This window comes from Gordonia sp. SGD-V-85, from assembly GCF_001456905.1.
Taxonomy (GTDB): domain Bacteria; phylum Actinomycetota; class Actinomycetes; order Mycobacteriales; family Mycobacteriaceae; genus Gordonia; species Gordonia hongkongensis.
In genome coordinates this window covers 1-14,661 of the sequence record NZ_LNQO01000038.1, presented here as the reverse complement: position 1 = coordinate 14,661, position 14,661 = coordinate 1, and the positions used below count along the sequence as shown (strand labels likewise).

The 14,661-nt window shown below is 68.7% G+C and carries 12 protein-coding genes and 1 pseudogene; 7 read left to right on the top strand and 6 right to left on the bottom strand.

Annotated features, from left to right (window positions below; genetic code table 11):
• Window positions 1-209: pseudogene (locus AS181_RS25540) on the bottom strand (hypothetical protein); the annotation flags it as partial.
• A gap of 638 nt (window positions 210-847) precedes the next feature.
• On the opposite strand from AS181_RS25540, the gene AS181_RS23865 reads away from it, so the two are divergent.
• Entirely contained in the window at window positions 848-2,107 is a 1,260-nt protein-coding gene (locus tag AS181_RS23865) for an HNH endonuclease signature motif containing protein (RefSeq protein WP_058253907.1), read from the top strand.
• A gap of 730 nt (window positions 2,108-2,837) precedes the next feature.
• Here the strand turns inward: AS181_RS23865 and AS181_RS23855 are convergent.
• Both AS181_RS23855 and AS181_RS23850 read right to left on the bottom strand, forming a co-directional pair.
• Window positions 2,838-3,968: a DNA polymerase IV gene (locus AS181_RS23855; protein ID WP_058253905.1), complete on the bottom strand. Its 1,131-nt coding sequence runs from the start codon at window positions 3,966-3,968 to the stop codon at window positions 2,838-2,840.
• A 41-nt stretch (window positions 3,969-4,009) separates the two neighbouring features.
• On the bottom strand, window positions 4,010-4,714 hold the full coding sequence (locus AS181_RS23850; protein WP_058253909.1) for a hypothetical protein: 705 nt from the start codon (window positions 4,712-4,714) through the stop codon (window positions 4,010-4,012).
• A gap of 306 nt (window positions 4,715-5,020) precedes the next feature.
• Here AS181_RS23850 and AS181_RS23845 point away from each other — a divergent pair, with 306 nt between their 5' ends.
• Window positions 5,021-5,659 carry an Rv1733c family protein gene (locus tag AS181_RS23845; protein ID WP_058253904.1) on the top strand — a complete coding sequence of 213 codons (639 nt, stop codon included), beginning with the start codon at window positions 5,021-5,023 and terminating at the stop codon, window positions 5,657-5,659.
• A gap of 27 nt (window positions 5,660-5,686) precedes the next feature.
• Here the strand turns inward: AS181_RS23845 and AS181_RS23840 are convergent, their stop codons facing one another.
• The 3 genes from AS181_RS23840 to AS181_RS23830 are packed head-to-tail and all read right to left on the bottom strand — an operon-like array spanning window position 5,687 to window position 10,786.
• Window positions 5,687-7,456: an Hsp70 family protein gene (locus AS181_RS23840; protein WP_058253903.1), complete on the bottom strand. Its 1,770-nt coding sequence runs from the start codon at window positions 7,454-7,456 to the stop codon at window positions 5,687-5,689.
• Between the two features lie 45 nt (window positions 7,457-7,501).
• Complete coding sequence (locus AS181_RS23835) at window positions 7,502-9,355, bottom strand: dynamin family protein (RefSeq protein ID WP_058253902.1); 1,854 nt, start codon at window positions 9,353-9,355, stop codon at window positions 7,502-7,504.
• 48 nt (window positions 9,356-9,403) lie between these two features.
• The gene (locus tag AS181_RS23830; protein ID WP_231742700.1) at window positions 9,404-10,786 is read right to left on the bottom strand and encodes a GTPase; all 1,383 of its coding nucleotides are present in this window, start codon (window positions 10,784-10,786) and stop codon (window positions 9,404-9,406) included.
• A 159-nt stretch (window positions 10,787-10,945) separates the two neighbouring features.
• On the opposite strand from AS181_RS23830, the gene AS181_RS23825 reads away from it, so the two are divergent.
• The 5 genes from AS181_RS23825 to AS181_RS23805 all read left to right on the top strand — a co-directional run bounded on the left by AS181_RS23825 (window position 10,946) and on the right by AS181_RS23805 (window position 14,513).
• Complete coding sequence (locus AS181_RS23825; protein WP_058253900.1) at window positions 10,946-11,305, top strand: hypothetical protein; 360 nt, start codon at window positions 10,946-10,948, stop codon at window positions 11,303-11,305.
• Between the two features lie 63 nt (window positions 11,306-11,368).
• Complete coding sequence (locus AS181_RS23820) at window positions 11,369-11,908, top strand: RNA polymerase sigma factor (RefSeq protein ID WP_058253908.1); 540 nt, start codon at window positions 11,369-11,371, stop codon at window positions 11,906-11,908.
• Window positions 11,909-12,046: 138 nt separating this feature from the next.
• Window positions 12,047-12,373 (top strand): hypothetical protein, encoded by a 327-nt coding sequence (locus AS181_RS23815; protein ID WP_058251199.1) that lies wholly within the window; start codon window positions 12,047-12,049, stop codon window positions 12,371-12,373.
• A gap of 58 nt (window positions 12,374-12,431) precedes the next feature.
• Window positions 12,432-13,313 carry an AlbA family DNA-binding domain-containing protein gene (locus AS181_RS23810; RefSeq protein WP_058253899.1) on the top strand — a complete coding sequence of 294 codons (882 nt, stop codon included), beginning with the start codon at window positions 12,432-12,434 and terminating at the stop codon, window positions 13,311-13,313.
• A gap of 384 nt (window positions 13,314-13,697) precedes the next feature.
• Window positions 13,698-14,513: an endonuclease domain-containing protein gene (locus tag AS181_RS23805; protein ID WP_249145131.1), complete on the top strand. Its 816-nt coding sequence runs from the start codon at window positions 13,698-13,700 to the stop codon at window positions 14,511-14,513.
• The last annotated feature ends 148 nt before the right edge of the window (window positions 14,514-14,661 follow it).

Here is a 14,661-nt window from a genome sequence, read left to right as displayed (position 1 = left end):
GCCGCGGTCCGCCACGGCGCCATCGCCGCGGTCAGCTCGGCTCCCAGGCCCGAGACCTGCACGGTTTTCGTCAGTAACACCCCGCCCGAGGTTGTCAGCACCGACTCAGTGCGCGTGGGGTCCACCGTCAACTCGGGATACACGTTATTCTTCACCTGCGAGGTGCCTTTCTTCTTGTGACTATTTGTTTGTGGTGAATCAATAATCACAAGGCAGACAGGCACTTTCGCGTATCACACGCCGAACACCAGCAACATCAGTGAAATATCCAGGCTGAGGAGCGCCCGGAGCTTGCGGAGGGCGCGTCACGAAGGGTCTTCGCAACCCGACTGACCAGGACCCTTCGTGACGGCCTCCGCAAGCTCCGGCCTCCTCAGGGAGCAGAGGTAAGGCTCGCCCCGAGCACAACGAATTCTTACGAAGGCCACGACGGCCGCCAGGCCGCAGACACTGAGGTGTGGGCCCGTAGACGACGGTTGACGACCCAGCGTGCCGGCCTGCGGAGGCGACTCTGAAAGTTCGTCCCCCTCAGCATGATCGAAGGGCACATCGCCCTTCGAACGCACTCAGGTGGACGAGTTTTCGGCTACACTCTCGCGCGCGCCCGAAGTCGACTGTCAAGCGCGAGATTTTGTGATCGGCGGCCCCTGCTCAACGGGAACCAGCTCAAACACCTCAGACTCAGTCGGTCGAAGGCGCGCCAGAACTAGAGAGCTGTCTGACTGAAGTACACCACTGTTGACGATCTGCGCATCGTCAACGCGAATAGGCGCTCATTCGACGACAATTGCTGCACAGTAGATGAATTCGAGCTTCTGGCCTGTGGAGAAACCTCGAAATCGAACGCATGTTCCGGTACCTTGGAGTCATGCCAGAGCTCACCACGCTCCTCGATCAACTCATCGACACCAGCCCGCCCGCCGACGACCCAACAGGCAGAGAAACACTCGACGCCCTCGACACGTGGCGCCTGATCCGCAACCTTGCCGATCATCAGATCGTCACGCACGCAGCGCAACTCGACGGCATCGGCGTCGCACAGAAAGCCGGCAGCACCACCAAGAAGCTGCTGATCGAGTCAGGCCACGCCCCGGCGGCCGCTCTTCGCACCATGCGCAGTGTCGACGCCCTGCCCACTCTGCCGGCCACAGCGCGGCATGCCGCCGACGGGCGGCTGTCCAGCGAGATCGTCGACGCCATCGTCCGAGGCATGCACCAGATCGACAAGCGTTGTGGTGAGGCGCTTTCCGACGGTGACCGATCCCAATACGAAAGCGACCTCATCGCACAAGCGTTGTCCGGCGCGACCCCGACACAGGTCCTAGAACACGCCCGCGCGATCGCCAACGACCTCGCCGACGACTCCGACACCGGCCTTCCCGCGGCCGACGACCCATCGCTGAACGCGGTCACCGCCCACACCACCGACGACGGCCGCGTCGAAGTACATGCCGACCTCACCCAGATCGTGGGAGAGAAGTTCCTGACGATGATCGACGAACGGTCCTGCCCACGGCCCGAACCCGACGGCACCGAAGATCGTCGCACCGCCGAGCAACGCCGTGCCGACGCTTTCGAGTTGATCCTCGACCAAGCAGCGATCGGCGCGACCATCGACACCGCCGGAAGCCCACGCACGCAACTGATGCTGACCATCCCCGCGACCGGAGACCTCGCAACACTGCCGTGGACCGGGACGGTCAGCCACGCCACCGCGAAACAGGTGTCGTGCGACGGCTCCTTGACGGAGATCATCCTCGATAGTGAGGGCGTACCACTACAGATGGGTCACACCCGCCGGTTGTATCCGTCACACTTACGCAAAGCGATCATCGTCCGCGACGCCTGCTGCATCAAATGCGGTGCACCACCGTCACATACCCAGGTCCACCACATCAAGTCGTGGGCCGACGGCGGACCCACCGACCTCGACAACGGCTGCCTGCTCTGCCAACGCTGCCACACCCAGGTCCACCACCACGGCTGGGACATCGTCATCGGTTTCGACCGACACCCCTGGCTCGTCCCACCCGCGACCATCGACCCGCACCGCCGACCACTACCCGCCTACAACCGACGCACCATGCGACTCGACGACGCCGCCTGACCTGACGCCCGACACACACTTTCGCGAAGCACCTTCCGCACCCGGGCCACACCCGGGACCGCATCCGTCCCTTGACAACTCCACAGTGAACACCCCAGTCGGCTCCGTACCCGGTCAAATATCGTGGGCCAGGCACGGCCCGCAGGGGGCCGCGAAACCTGGAAGCGAGCTTGCGGGCCGCCCCGCCCCGCTCCCTGGGTCGCGAGCCGCGAGCGTCCCTTCTGCTCCCTGATCCGAAAGGACTGCAAAAACCCTGCTCCATGATGTGCGAGGAGTGCCAGCGACGGCGACGCATCTCACCAGGCCCCTTCATGACGGCCTCCGCAAGCTCCGGCCTCCTCGGGGAGCAGTAGTCGGCCGCGCCCTCCGGAGTGTGGAAAGCGACCCGCTGGGTCGAGCAGAGCAACTATGAGCAGACGTCGGGCCGGCGACCGGCAGACCTCAACTTGACCGGCAGACTTCGATCGAGGTCTAGGAGTCGAGTTGAAGTCTGTCGGTCACGAATCGGGGCGGGTACGCGAGACAGTCCCGCCACTTGCGAGCGTCACGAAGGTTCTTGGTGAGTCGGGTTGCGAAGACCCTTCGTGACGCGCCCTCCGCAAGCTCCGGGCGCTCCTCAGGGAGCAGGGGCAGGTCGTTTCTTTGGACTAAGGAGCGGTGGCTCAGCACGCCCATCGGGCTCGGGAGCAGGGGCTGGCGCTTCTTTCTGATCAGGGAGCGGAGGGGCATTTCAGGTTGCGGCGCCTTCCTCGTCGGTCACCAGGTCGAGGCGTACGCCCAAGAGGCGGACCGGGCGGTCGATGTCGAACCTGGTGAGCAGGTCGGCGACCACCGACTCGAGTTCGGTGAAGTCGAGGCTGGGCGCGGGGAGCTTCCTCGACTTGGTGCGGGTGTAGAACGTCGTGGTGCGGACGGTCACCGCGACCCGGAACGGCAGGCGTTCCTCGCCGACCACCTGATCGAGCAACTCGCGCAGGAGGTCCGCGGCGGCGGCGCGCATCTCGGTGGCGTCGCTGAGGTCGGTCGCGAACGTGCGGGACTTGGAATGCGAACGCGCCAGCCAGGGTTCGGCGGTGATCGTCGAATCACCGCCGCCGCGGCAGAGGACGTACAGCCAATTGCCCTGGTGCGGACCGAAGGTGGCGATCAAGTCGTCGCGCGGAGTGGCGATCAGCTCGGTCACCGTATTGATCCCGGTGGCAGCGAGCTTCGCCGACGTCTTCGGCCCGACGCTCCACAGGTCGCGAGTGGGCCGCTCCCCCATCAGCTCCAGCCAGTTGCGGTCGTCGAGCACGAACACGCGCGGCGCGTCGACACCGCTTCGCGCGCCGCCGGGCGGACGCTTGGCGAATCCGGTGGCCATCTTCGCGCGCTGCTTGTTGTCGCTGATCCCGACGCAGCTCGTGAGCCCGCACCGGTCGAGGATCTCCGAACGGATCCGTTCGGCCAGGTCGACGATGGCCGCGTCGTCGAAGGGGTCGACCTCCGCCCCGCGCGCGCTCACCCCCAGGTACGCCTCGTCCCAGCCCCAGACCTCGACCGGGTGACCGGTGGCCCGCAGGACGTCCATGACCTCGGCGGACGCCGCGTCGTAGGCGCCCATGTCGAGCGGCAGATACACCGCGTCGGGCAGCTTGCGGTGCGCCGCCCGCAACGGCATCCCCGCACGGACACCCACGTCGCGCGCCTCATACGACGCGCAGGTGACCACTTTGCGCGCCTCGGTCGGATCGCCGTTGCCGCCGACGATCACCGGCACCCCGACCAGTTCGGGGGCCCGCAGCCGCTCGACCGCGACCTGGAACTGGTCGAGATCGACGTGCAGGAGCCACCGATAGCGCTGCGAAACCGACGTGGTCACGACGCCCAGAGTAATCGCCGCGCGCCCGGTGGCCGATCAGATCAGCCGGCGATACAGATGTCGACCTCGCCCAGACCCATCGACCGGCACGAGGTGCGCAACGAGTACGGGTTGTACCGCAGCACGGAGAGGGAACGGTCGGTCACGCCGCCGGCGTCGGCGAACGCGGCACTCGCAGCGGTGACGTGAGCGGCCAGCTCCGCACGGGTGTCCCGCTCGGACATCGCCACGGCGTGGGTCAGCGCCTTCTCCAGGAGGGCGCGATCCCGATGCAGCGGCGGGGGCATGAGATTGAGTGCGGGCGAAGCGGTCCCACAGTTCGTCGGGTCGGTCAGCGCGTGCGCCGCGGCGAGCAGGTACGCGACGGCGACCAGCGCCGGACGCCGACCATCGGGGTCGGCGTCGCGGTACGACCGCACCACCTTCGACGGCTCGATGTCCGTGGCGATCGGATCACCATCGGGACCACCGAGACCCAGGGCGGCCAGCGCCTCGTCGTGCGGCGACGGGACCTGTTCGGCAGCAACGGCTTCGGTTCGCATCAGCCGAAGCCGCGCGATGATCGCCCGGTGCCGGTGCACGGCCGCGTCGACCTCACGCATCAGGTCCGGCGTCACCCCGAAGTCCGCGGCACTCTCGGCGAGCGCCGCGTACCCGGTCAGGACGATCGACTCCTCGACGTCGATCGCCTCGCCGATCGCCGACGACGTGAGAAACGTGCGCGCACCGCGTCTCGATGCGCTCACAGACACAACGCTGGTCAACGTCAACCCCTCCACTCAGACCACGACCGTCGACGACCTGTCGAACCATGACGATCGTGGACACCGACGAGGAGCGAGATCGGAGCCCCTCGAGTCGACCCCCTACGCCCCGGCACCCCCCACACGATGACGGCCATCGGCGCAGTGCGAGGATACGCCGAGCACGGATCGTTTGTGAGTCGAATGACTGAACACGCCGTTGCTGCGCCCGTTTCGGGACCAAAGGCCCTGTCCCGCCGGGCCACCGGCAACGACCATGTAAGGGGCGACCGGCATCAGGAGGGGGACATGCTGCGATTCCTCGCCCGCGAACTCCACTGCTGGCGCGTGATGCACGCATCGTCGAATGGCCTGGTCCGCCGCGCCGACCGCCTGGAAACCGCGACACTCGTGATGTTGTGGATCGCAGCACTCGCCGGGCTCATGGTCGCCCTGACCGTCGGGGGCAACACCTATGCGGCGCACAAGGCGACGATCGAGCACCAGGAACCCCGACATTCGGTCAGCGCCACCATCATTCGCACGTCCGTCGAGGGCAACGGGGAACCACGCATCGGTGCACCGAGTGCCGGCGTCCCGGGCGTCGGTGTTCCGAGCGCCGACGTGCCGAACGACAGCCAGAACACCACCGTGGCGTGGCAGGACCCGAACGGTCACCGGCTCACTGCGTCCGTCGGCGCCGAGCCGCTCGACGCCGTCGGCCGGGTCCGGACCGTCTGGCTCGACGACACCGGCGCGGTGGTGGGTCCACCCGTGACCACGACGGACGCCGTGATGGAGGGCTTGATCGCCGGCGCCGGGGTGGTGATGCTCGTCGTGCTCGTCTGGTGGGGCTCGACCGTGCTCGTACGCCTCGTCGCCGACCGGCACCGGTCACGAGAGTGGGACGCCGCGTGGCGTCAGTTCGACATCGACAGCCACCCCTGACCGACGACCTGCGCGTCGGCACGCGGGTCAGCCGCTGACGACCGCCCAGATGACGAACGCCACCCAGGCCACGGCGCCCAGGATGTTGATGACGAGCGCCGTCGTGGTGAGGGCATCGCGGCGGCCACCGGCACGCGTGATGCCCACGACCGTGAGTACCAGGCCGACGATCGTGCCCAGGCACAGCGGAAACCCGAGAATTCCCACGATGAGTCCCGCCAGTCCGAACGCATTCACCTTCCCCGGTTCCGGAATCGGTTGCGCCGAACCGGGTTGCGAGATGTGGGCAGGAGGGGCAACAGGCTGGGGCGCGAGGGGCTGCGGGACGACCGGTTGTGTCACGGGCCGCGCCGCTACCACTGATGTGCCGGCGGGCATCCGATGCAGCCTCGGCCACTGGTCCGGCCGCAGGTCCACCGGTCCGACGGCCGCGAACACCGCACCCGGTTGGACGGCGGCGCCCGACCGCAGGTCGAGGCCGTGCACCGTGCCCGCGACCGGTGCGTCGATCGTCACCCGCCCGGCCGGGGAATCGACGGTCGCCAGCGGTTCCCCCGCCCGTACGGGCTGGCCGTTGCGCACCGAGACGGCGGCGATCACCGAACCGCCGGGCAACGCGGGGAACGCGATTCGACGACCCGACGCGTCGACCGCCGGGCCCACGGTCCGCCGCGGATCGGTCTCCCGCCCGGCGTCGAAGCTGTTGGCCTCGGTCCCCGGGACGACGTTGGTCGAGCGGAGGAGCCCACCCTGCGCGACGACGACCTTCGGGTCGCCGATCCGGGCGACCCGGCCGACCGACGACAGCGCGGACTGCAACATCGGGATGCTGCTGGTCCCGCCGGTGACGTAGACGATGACCGGCCCGCCCGGACCGATACCCGCGGCGTCGGCCCGCGCGATCGCGTCCCGGGTCAGCTCGACGGCCCGCTCCACGAACGGTCCGATCATCGCCTCGAACTCGCGTCGCGTCAGCAGCAGCGTGTTCCGGGTGCCGGGGAGTTCGATGACGGCCTGCGCGGTGTCGGACAGCGCTTCCTTCGCCGTCCGCACCCGATCGGCCAAGGCGATCGCGGCGGCCGGGGATCGGAGCCGGCTCGGGAGGTCGGGGTCGAGTTCGGCGGCCTCGTCGTGCACCCAACGGATCATCCGGGCGTCGAGGTCCCGGCCGCCGAGGTGGTTGTCGCCGCCCGACCCGGTGACGGTGAATCCCTCGGCGCCGTCGCGGACGAGGACCGCCACGTCGCACGTGCCGGCGCCGAAGTCGAAGACACACATCCGTTCGCCACCACTGACGTCGTGCCCGCGGTACACGTAGTACCAAGCGGCAGCGAGTGATTCGGAGGCGACACGCAGTGCGTCGGCGGGGATGCCGGCCCGCTGCGCCGCGCGCCGGAGGACGTTCTTGCGTCGCTCGCTCCAGCGGTCCGGATGGGTCAGCACGATCGAGTCGAACATCGGCAGTCCGCTGTGGCGCAACGCGGTCTGGTGCACGTGCCGCAACACGGCGGCGATCAGATCCTCGACCGGCCAGAACCGGTCGCCGAGTTCGATCTCGCCGTCGTCGATCCGCGACTTCGGGGTGTCCTCGAAGGCGTCGGGTGCCTGCAACCTCCGCTGCACCGCGTCGTGACCCACCACGACGGTTGTGTCAGCCGCGAACACCGCCGACGGCATCGCGGGTCCACCCGGGCCGAGCGGCACGATGACCGGCTCGCCGAACCCGACCCGGTACGCGGCCGCGGTGTTGCTGGTGCCGAAGTCGATACACAGTCGCCGCCTGCTCTCCTGCGCCACGTGGCCACCTCCTCAGGTGCAGATCGTTACACATGACAGCGGGTTTCATCCGGCGGGCGCTCGAAGTACCCGGGCGATCGACTTGCGCACGTTGTCGACCGCGATGATCTGGTTGCGGAGATCCTGGGCGATCTTCTCCCGCTCGGCCGCCGACTTCTTGGCATCGGCCGCGGCGTCGTTCAGGATCTTCGTCGACTCCGCGAGGAGCCGCTCGAGCAGTTCGTCGTAGGCGATCTGCAGGTCACCGCTGGCCTGCGCCTTGATCGACTGCAGCTGCGACCGGACGTCGGCCTTCATGTCGGCGACCGCCTTCGTCAACCACTTGCGGTGATTCTCCTTGCCGACCTTCGACGCCCGGAACCCGACGACGACGCCCGCCCACACCGGTACCGCCACCACGTTGACCACCGGGATGATCGCCAGCGGGCCGCCGGCGGCGACGATGGAGAGCAGGATCGGGTCGACCATGTTCTTCCACGGCGAGATCTTCTCCTGCTCACGGAGCTTGAGCTCACCCGCGCTGCCGGCGATCTGCCCGACCAGCTCGTCGGAGATGGCGGCATCGGCGAACAGTGCGTCGGCGATCCGCTCGATCCCGGCCACGAACGAGGCGCTCACCTCGCGCGCGGCGGCCTCGAGGTCGACGGTCATCTGCGCGATCAGCTCCTGGCCCGCCCGGTGCGGTTCGTAGAAGCGCAACTTGTCGATACGCGTGGACCACTGGCCCAGCAGTTTGTCGAAGCGGTCGCGCATGAGGTCGTCGGTCTGCAGCGACGCCGCGGTGATGTCCTGCGTGAGTCGCGCCCGCCATTCCCGACGCCGATCCTTGAGGCGCTGGAGCCGGTCGCGTTCGGCTTCGATGTCGGCTCGGTCGGCGGGAGTCGCGGTGGCGGCCTTCATCTCCAGGACCAGACGCGTGCGGACGTCGTCGAGCCCGGCGAACGTCAGCTGTAGCGCGTTGCGCACCGGCGACGCGGCCCCGTCGCGGACCAGCGGTGTCAGGGCGTCGACGAGTTCGGGAACTCCCGACGCCGCGAGGGCCCGTTCACGACGGTCCGGATCGGGGATCGCCGCGGCCTGGGCGGCGATGCGGTTGGACACACCGATGATCGGGATGTGCGCGAAGCGAGGTGCGTTGGCGCCGATCAGCTTTCGGTTCTCGGCCACGATCGTCCGCCACTGCCGCATCACGAGGTCGGTCTTGGTGACCACCAGCACCACCGAGGCGACCTCCTCGCTGACACTGCGCAGGAAGTCGAGTTCGGGTGCGCTGAGCGGTGCGGTCGCGTCGCACACCATCACCAGTACCGACGCGCCGCGCGCCGCGCTGACCGCGGCCTCGACGTGTTCGGGGACCAGCGACCCGACACCCGGTGTGTCGACGACGGTGACGCCGGGCAGCACCGTGGCGTCGACCCCCACCCGCGCCGAGACCGGGGGCACGAGAACGGAATCGACGGGCGTGCCGGGCGCGAGACGTTCCGCCGGCACCCCGGCCGCGCGGCGCCCGCCGACGGTCACCCAGTCGGACAGTTCGGTCGCCGGGATGCGGTGGGCGGCACCGGGGAACTCGACGAGCGCGGTGCCGGCGGGCAGGTCGTCGGTTGCAGGGGTGAACCGGACGTACACCGAGGTGGTGATCTCGGCGTCGACGGGCGCGAGGTCGCCGACCCCGAGAAGCGTGTTGACCAGTGAGCTCTTGCCCCGGCTGACCTCGCCGATGACGACCACGGTCCCCTGGGGTGCCGGTCGGTCGCGGACGCGGGTCGCGCGGTCGGCGATGGCGTCCTCGCCGTGCTTGCGCAATGCGTCGATCGCCGAGCGCAGGACCGCCTCCGGCGTCGGCGTCGCACTCTTGGCCGGGGCCTTCTCGAGTCCCTTGGCCCCAGCCCCGGACATGGCGGCGGGTTCGCTGGAAGTCACCGTCTGCTCTCCTTCACCGTCACCTCAGTTGACCCACAGTCCGCGCCGGACGAGCTGATAGGTCTGCTCGAGCACCAGCAACGCCTCCCGTTCGGCCGACGTCGCCGCGAAGGCGCGCCGCGACCGGCAGTCGGTGGCCCGCTGCCGCGCGGCGTCCGCGATCGCCGGTGGTGCGGCATTCGGCGGCAACGACAACAGCACGCGCACATCGCGACTCGCGACGACGACGTTGAGCTCGCCGACGAGTTCACTGTCGGGCTGCCACCGGGCGAGGGCCTCGAGCGCGGCGATCTCGCGGAGCCGGTGCAGCGCCGGGGACGTCTCGGCCTCGTCGATCGCCTCCAGGAAGACGTCGCGTCGCGGACTGCGGTAGGCCGACTCGCGCAGCGCGGCCAGCACCGTGCGTGCCTTGAGGATGTCGCCGACGGCCAGGAATCGCCGGCCGATGGCCAGCCGCAACTCGTCGATACCCGAAACCCGGTGCAGCCATTCGCTGTACGCCCGTGCACCCTGCCGCGCGATCTCACCCCCGGCGTCCATCGCATAGGTGCCCACGAGTTGCTCGAGCCGGCCCAGTTCGTCGACGTCGATCCCCGGCGGCGCGGGCATCCCGCCGTCGAGGATGGTCAACAGCTCCCAGGACTCGAGCTGTCCGCGGCGCGAGATCTGGGCGGTCTCACGTTCGGTGACCCCGCAGACGCCCGCCTCGGCCATCAGCCCGGACACCGCGACCACGGCACCCGCGATCGCCGGGAAGCGTCGCCAGACCCGGCGAGCGATCTCCTGCGCCTTGAGCATCGGGTTGTCGGCGGCGATGAGGTCGGCCTGGGAGATCACCAGGATCGTGTTCTGCGCCGACGCACCGGCGTCGGCGAGGAAGGCGACTTCGTCGGCCTTCGGACCCGCGGCGTCGTCGAGCAGGAAGAGGACGACGTCCGGCCGGGCCAGCCTGCTCTGCCCGCCGAACACCCGCCGGGTCGCGATCTCGGCGGTGTCGGTGAAACCCGAGAGGCCGGGGGTGTCGATGACCCGGAAGCGCTCGCGCAACAACCGGGACGGGGTGTGGACGATCGCATGGTCGATCTCCTCCGGTGGCCGGCCGAGGTCGCCGCGCATGGGTCCGGGGAGTTCGGTGACCGTGCCGTCGAGTCCGATGACCTCGACCCGCTGCGGGTTTCCCTCGACGTAGAGCGCGGCGACGCGGGTGCACTCGGCGCGGTCGGTCGGGGCGACACGGTCCCCGACGAGGGCGTTGAGCAGCGTCGACTTGCCGGAGCTGACGCGTCCGACGAGCGCGACGGTCAGCGGTTCGGCGAGCCGGGCCCGCAGGGCGGGAATCGTCGCCGGGTCCGGCGCCAGCAGGCCCACCTCGTCGAGCAACTGCTCCACGCGACCACGCACGGTCATGCGCTGCTCCACGAGATCTGACCTCCCGAGACTTCTTCCGATCCGGCGGGAACATTCCGGGCTCGGCGACACTCCTAGGTACGTGCCGAGAATTGTCCATCACTCCTCGGCGCCCGGCAGTCGACCGGATGACAGAGACACCTGCGGAGGCGAACGACCATGACCGACGACCTTGACGATGACAGCGGCTCCGGGGAGAGCGGCTTCGACGACTGGCTGCGCGACACCGACCCGCCGGGCGAGCTGAGCGTGCCCGAGGGCGCTTGGGAGACCGCCGTCGGAACCGCGTTCGACCCGTCATATGAACTCGACACCGACCTGACCGCCGCACCCGGGCCGGATCCGGCGGACGAGGAGTTCGACGGCGAGGTGTCCGCGGAATCCGACCTCGCGGGTGACGATCCGATCGGTGGCGACTTCGGGGACGACTTCGGAGACAGCTCCGACGACGTCTTCGGCGACGACGAGGATTCCGTCGTCGACCCGGTGGCGGACGGGACGTTCGATGACGACTTCTGAGCTGCGCGGCACCGAAAGTCGCGATGTGCTGCCATGGTCGGGGCACGACCCTACGATGAGCGGGTGCAGTCGTTGATCGACGAATCCTCCTCTGGCGCGGACCTCCTCGAACGCGCCCGCTCCGGCGATCAGGCGGCCTTCACCACGCTCGTCGAACAACATCGAGACCGGCTGTGGGCCATCTGTTTACGCATCACCGGCAATCAGCACGACGCCGAGGACGCCATGCAGGACGCGCTCGTCGCCGCATGGCGGGCCATCGGCAACTTCCGTGGCGACGCGCAACTGTCGACCTGGCTGTACCGCATCGGGTCCAATGCCGCGCTCGCCCGGATCCGCAAACGCACCGACGCCGACGACATCGCCGACCACGACCCGATGAGCCATCTGGACGTCGCGGCGCAGGTCGTCGTGTCCGACCGGATCGCCGAAGCGTTGGAGCAGGTTCCCGACGCCTATCGGGCGACCTTCGTGCTGCGCGTCTACGGCGAGCTCAGCTACTCCGAGATCGCCGAGGCCCAGGGCATCGGCCTGCAGACCGTGCGCAGTCGCATCTCCCGCGCGCGGTCCCTCCTGTCGGAGTTGCTGGCCGATCTGCGCTGACGGGGGGTACTCCCCGCGAATGATCCCGACGCGACTTCGAGGCCGTGGGGAACAAACCGGGGCAGACTCACCTCCAAGTAACCAGAAGCACTTCACAACTCCCCGGCACCACCGCGCCGAACCCCGGAAGGACCCACCATGAGCACCGAGATCCCCGCCGACGCCGTTCTCGTCGACACCGACGGCGACGGAGCCGTCGACGCCGCACTCACCGACGTCGACGGTGACGGCACCACCGACGCCATCCTCGACACCGACGGCGACGGCCAGGCCGACTCCATCGCCTACGACACCAACGCCGACGGCGAGATCGACATCATCGAAGCCGACACCGACGCCGACGGCCTCACCGACATCGCCGTCGCCGACACCGACGGCGACGGCACCTTCGACACCGCCGTCGACGACGAAGGCAACGTCGAGGTCGGCGACTTCGGCAGCATCGACGGCGGCGACGCCGTCTGAGTTCGACGTTTCCGTAGCCCGGAGCCGCGCTGAGCGAGGCTCCGGGCTATAAAGCTGTGTGGGAACGATCGGCGGAATCGAGTTCGCGGTACCGGTCTGGGCGACGGCGACCGCGCTGGTACTGGTGCTGGTGGTCGCGTGGGTGTTCGGCGTCGTCGCCAGGTGGTTGCTGCGCCGACGCGCCCGCCTCGACGCGACGACGGCGATGGTGCTGTCGATCCTCGGCACCGCGCTCGGCCTCTACATCGCCGGCCTCGTCGACAAGCACCTCCGGGTGTGGAGCGTGACGACGGTCGTGCTGGGACTCATCAGTTCGGTCATCGCGGTCGGCGCCTACGGCCTGCTCGCGGCGCGACTGCAACGTCAAGCCAATGCCCCTGTCGCGCAATTGCTCTCCGACGGCGAATCGGACCGGCTCGAGTTCAAGTCGACCGCCCGGGTCAACCTGCGCAGCGGCGAGAAAGACCCGCGCATGGAACAGGTGATCGTCAAGACGGTGTCGGCGTTCCTCAATTCCGACGGCGGCACCCTGCTCATCGGTGTCGCCGACGACGGCACCCCGCTCGGTCTCGAACCCGACTTCGCCACGCTGAAGGTGCCCGACGCCGACCGTTTCGAACTGTGGCTGCGCGATCTGCTGACCACGACCCTCGGCCAGAACACCGCGGCGGCCGTCGGCATCGCCGTCGAATCGGTCGCGCGGCCCGACGGATCGGGGGACGTCCCGGTCTGCCGGGTGACGTGCTCACCGTCCCCGCGGCCGGTCTACCTGCGGGCCGGGAAGAACTCCCCGCCCGAGTTCTGGGTGCGCGCGGGAAACTCTACCCGCCAACTCTCCGTCGATGCGGCCGCCGACTACGTCATGCACCGGTGGCCGCTCGGCGCCGGGCGCGCGATCGCGGCCCAGGTCCGCGCCGCCGTCCGGTTCTCGGCGGGGTGAGCCAAAAATCCCCCGTCCCCGTGATCGACCTCGGAGGGCACATTGCCCTTCCATGACACTCACGGGGACGACACTTTCCACACCCGGCCCGACGAAGCCTAGGAACCGGCCCGTCGCGCCTGGCCACGCCCAAAGCCGGCACGACTACCGCCTGTGACCACCCCGGAGCCACCCAGATCCGCACCACGGTCCGGTTCTCGGCGGGGTGAGTCAAAGTCTCGTCCCCATGAGCGACCTCGAAGGGCATATTGCCCTCCCACGACTCTCACGGGGACAACACTTTCCACACCCGGCCCGATCTGACGAAACCACCGACCGGTTCCGTGCGTCAAAGCAGGTGTGACTTCGGATTGTGGCGTGTACTCGCTGAGAGAACTGACCGCGATGGGCTGGGCGCCCGATGCCATTGCGCAGGCGCGCAAGGCCGAGACCCTGACGTCGCTCCGATACGGCTGGGTGCGGACGTCCGCGGCGGACCCCCACGTCGTGTCCGCGGTGACGGCCGGAGGTGCGCTGTCCTGCATCAGCGCGCTGCGGTTCCATCAGCGGCGCGGCCTGCCGGATCTTTGGATACCGCCGGGCCACAACGAGACCCACGTTCGTCTCAGCAAACACGCGAAGTCCGCCACGAAGCCCAGCGGCCCGTTCCGGTGGTGCCAGGGCTTCGGCCGCCCGCTCCCCGTGACGACGGCCGTCGACCCGATCGCCGTGGCGGTCGGCTGCGCCGCACGGTGCCTTCCGGCCGAGGAGTGGATAGCGGTGGTCGACTCGGTCCTCAACGCCACCGACTTGACCATCCCGGACCTCCAGGCCGAGATGGGTCGTGTAACCCGTGCGGTCTCGGCGATGTTCGACCGATGTGATGCCCGTTCGCAATCCGGCACCGAGTCGCTCGTCCGGCTCCGGCTCATCGCCGCGGGATTCGACGTGGAGGTGCAACCGTCGATCGGCGACCGCGAACACGCTGATCTCCGCACGGGTTCGTTGCTCATCGAGTGCGACGGCGAGTCGTACCACTCCGACCGAGCCGCATTCCGCAACGACCGTCGGCGGGACCGGATGACCATGCTCGACCGCTGGATGACGATGCGCCTCACCTACGACGACGTGCTGTACGACTGGGAGGAGGTCCTCGAGGAGATCCGCGCGCTGACACGCCCCGACCGGCACCGCATCCGCCGACGGGGCGACCCTTCGTGACGGCCCTCCGCCAGCTCCGGGCGCTCCTCAGCTCAGGGAGAAGGGGCAGGGCGTTCTTTCGGATTAGGAGACTGCTGAAATAGTCGGCGTCGTTTCGGTGTGGGGTGAGCGGGTTTGCCTGGTGGGCTGGGATCCTGGTGAGTATGCA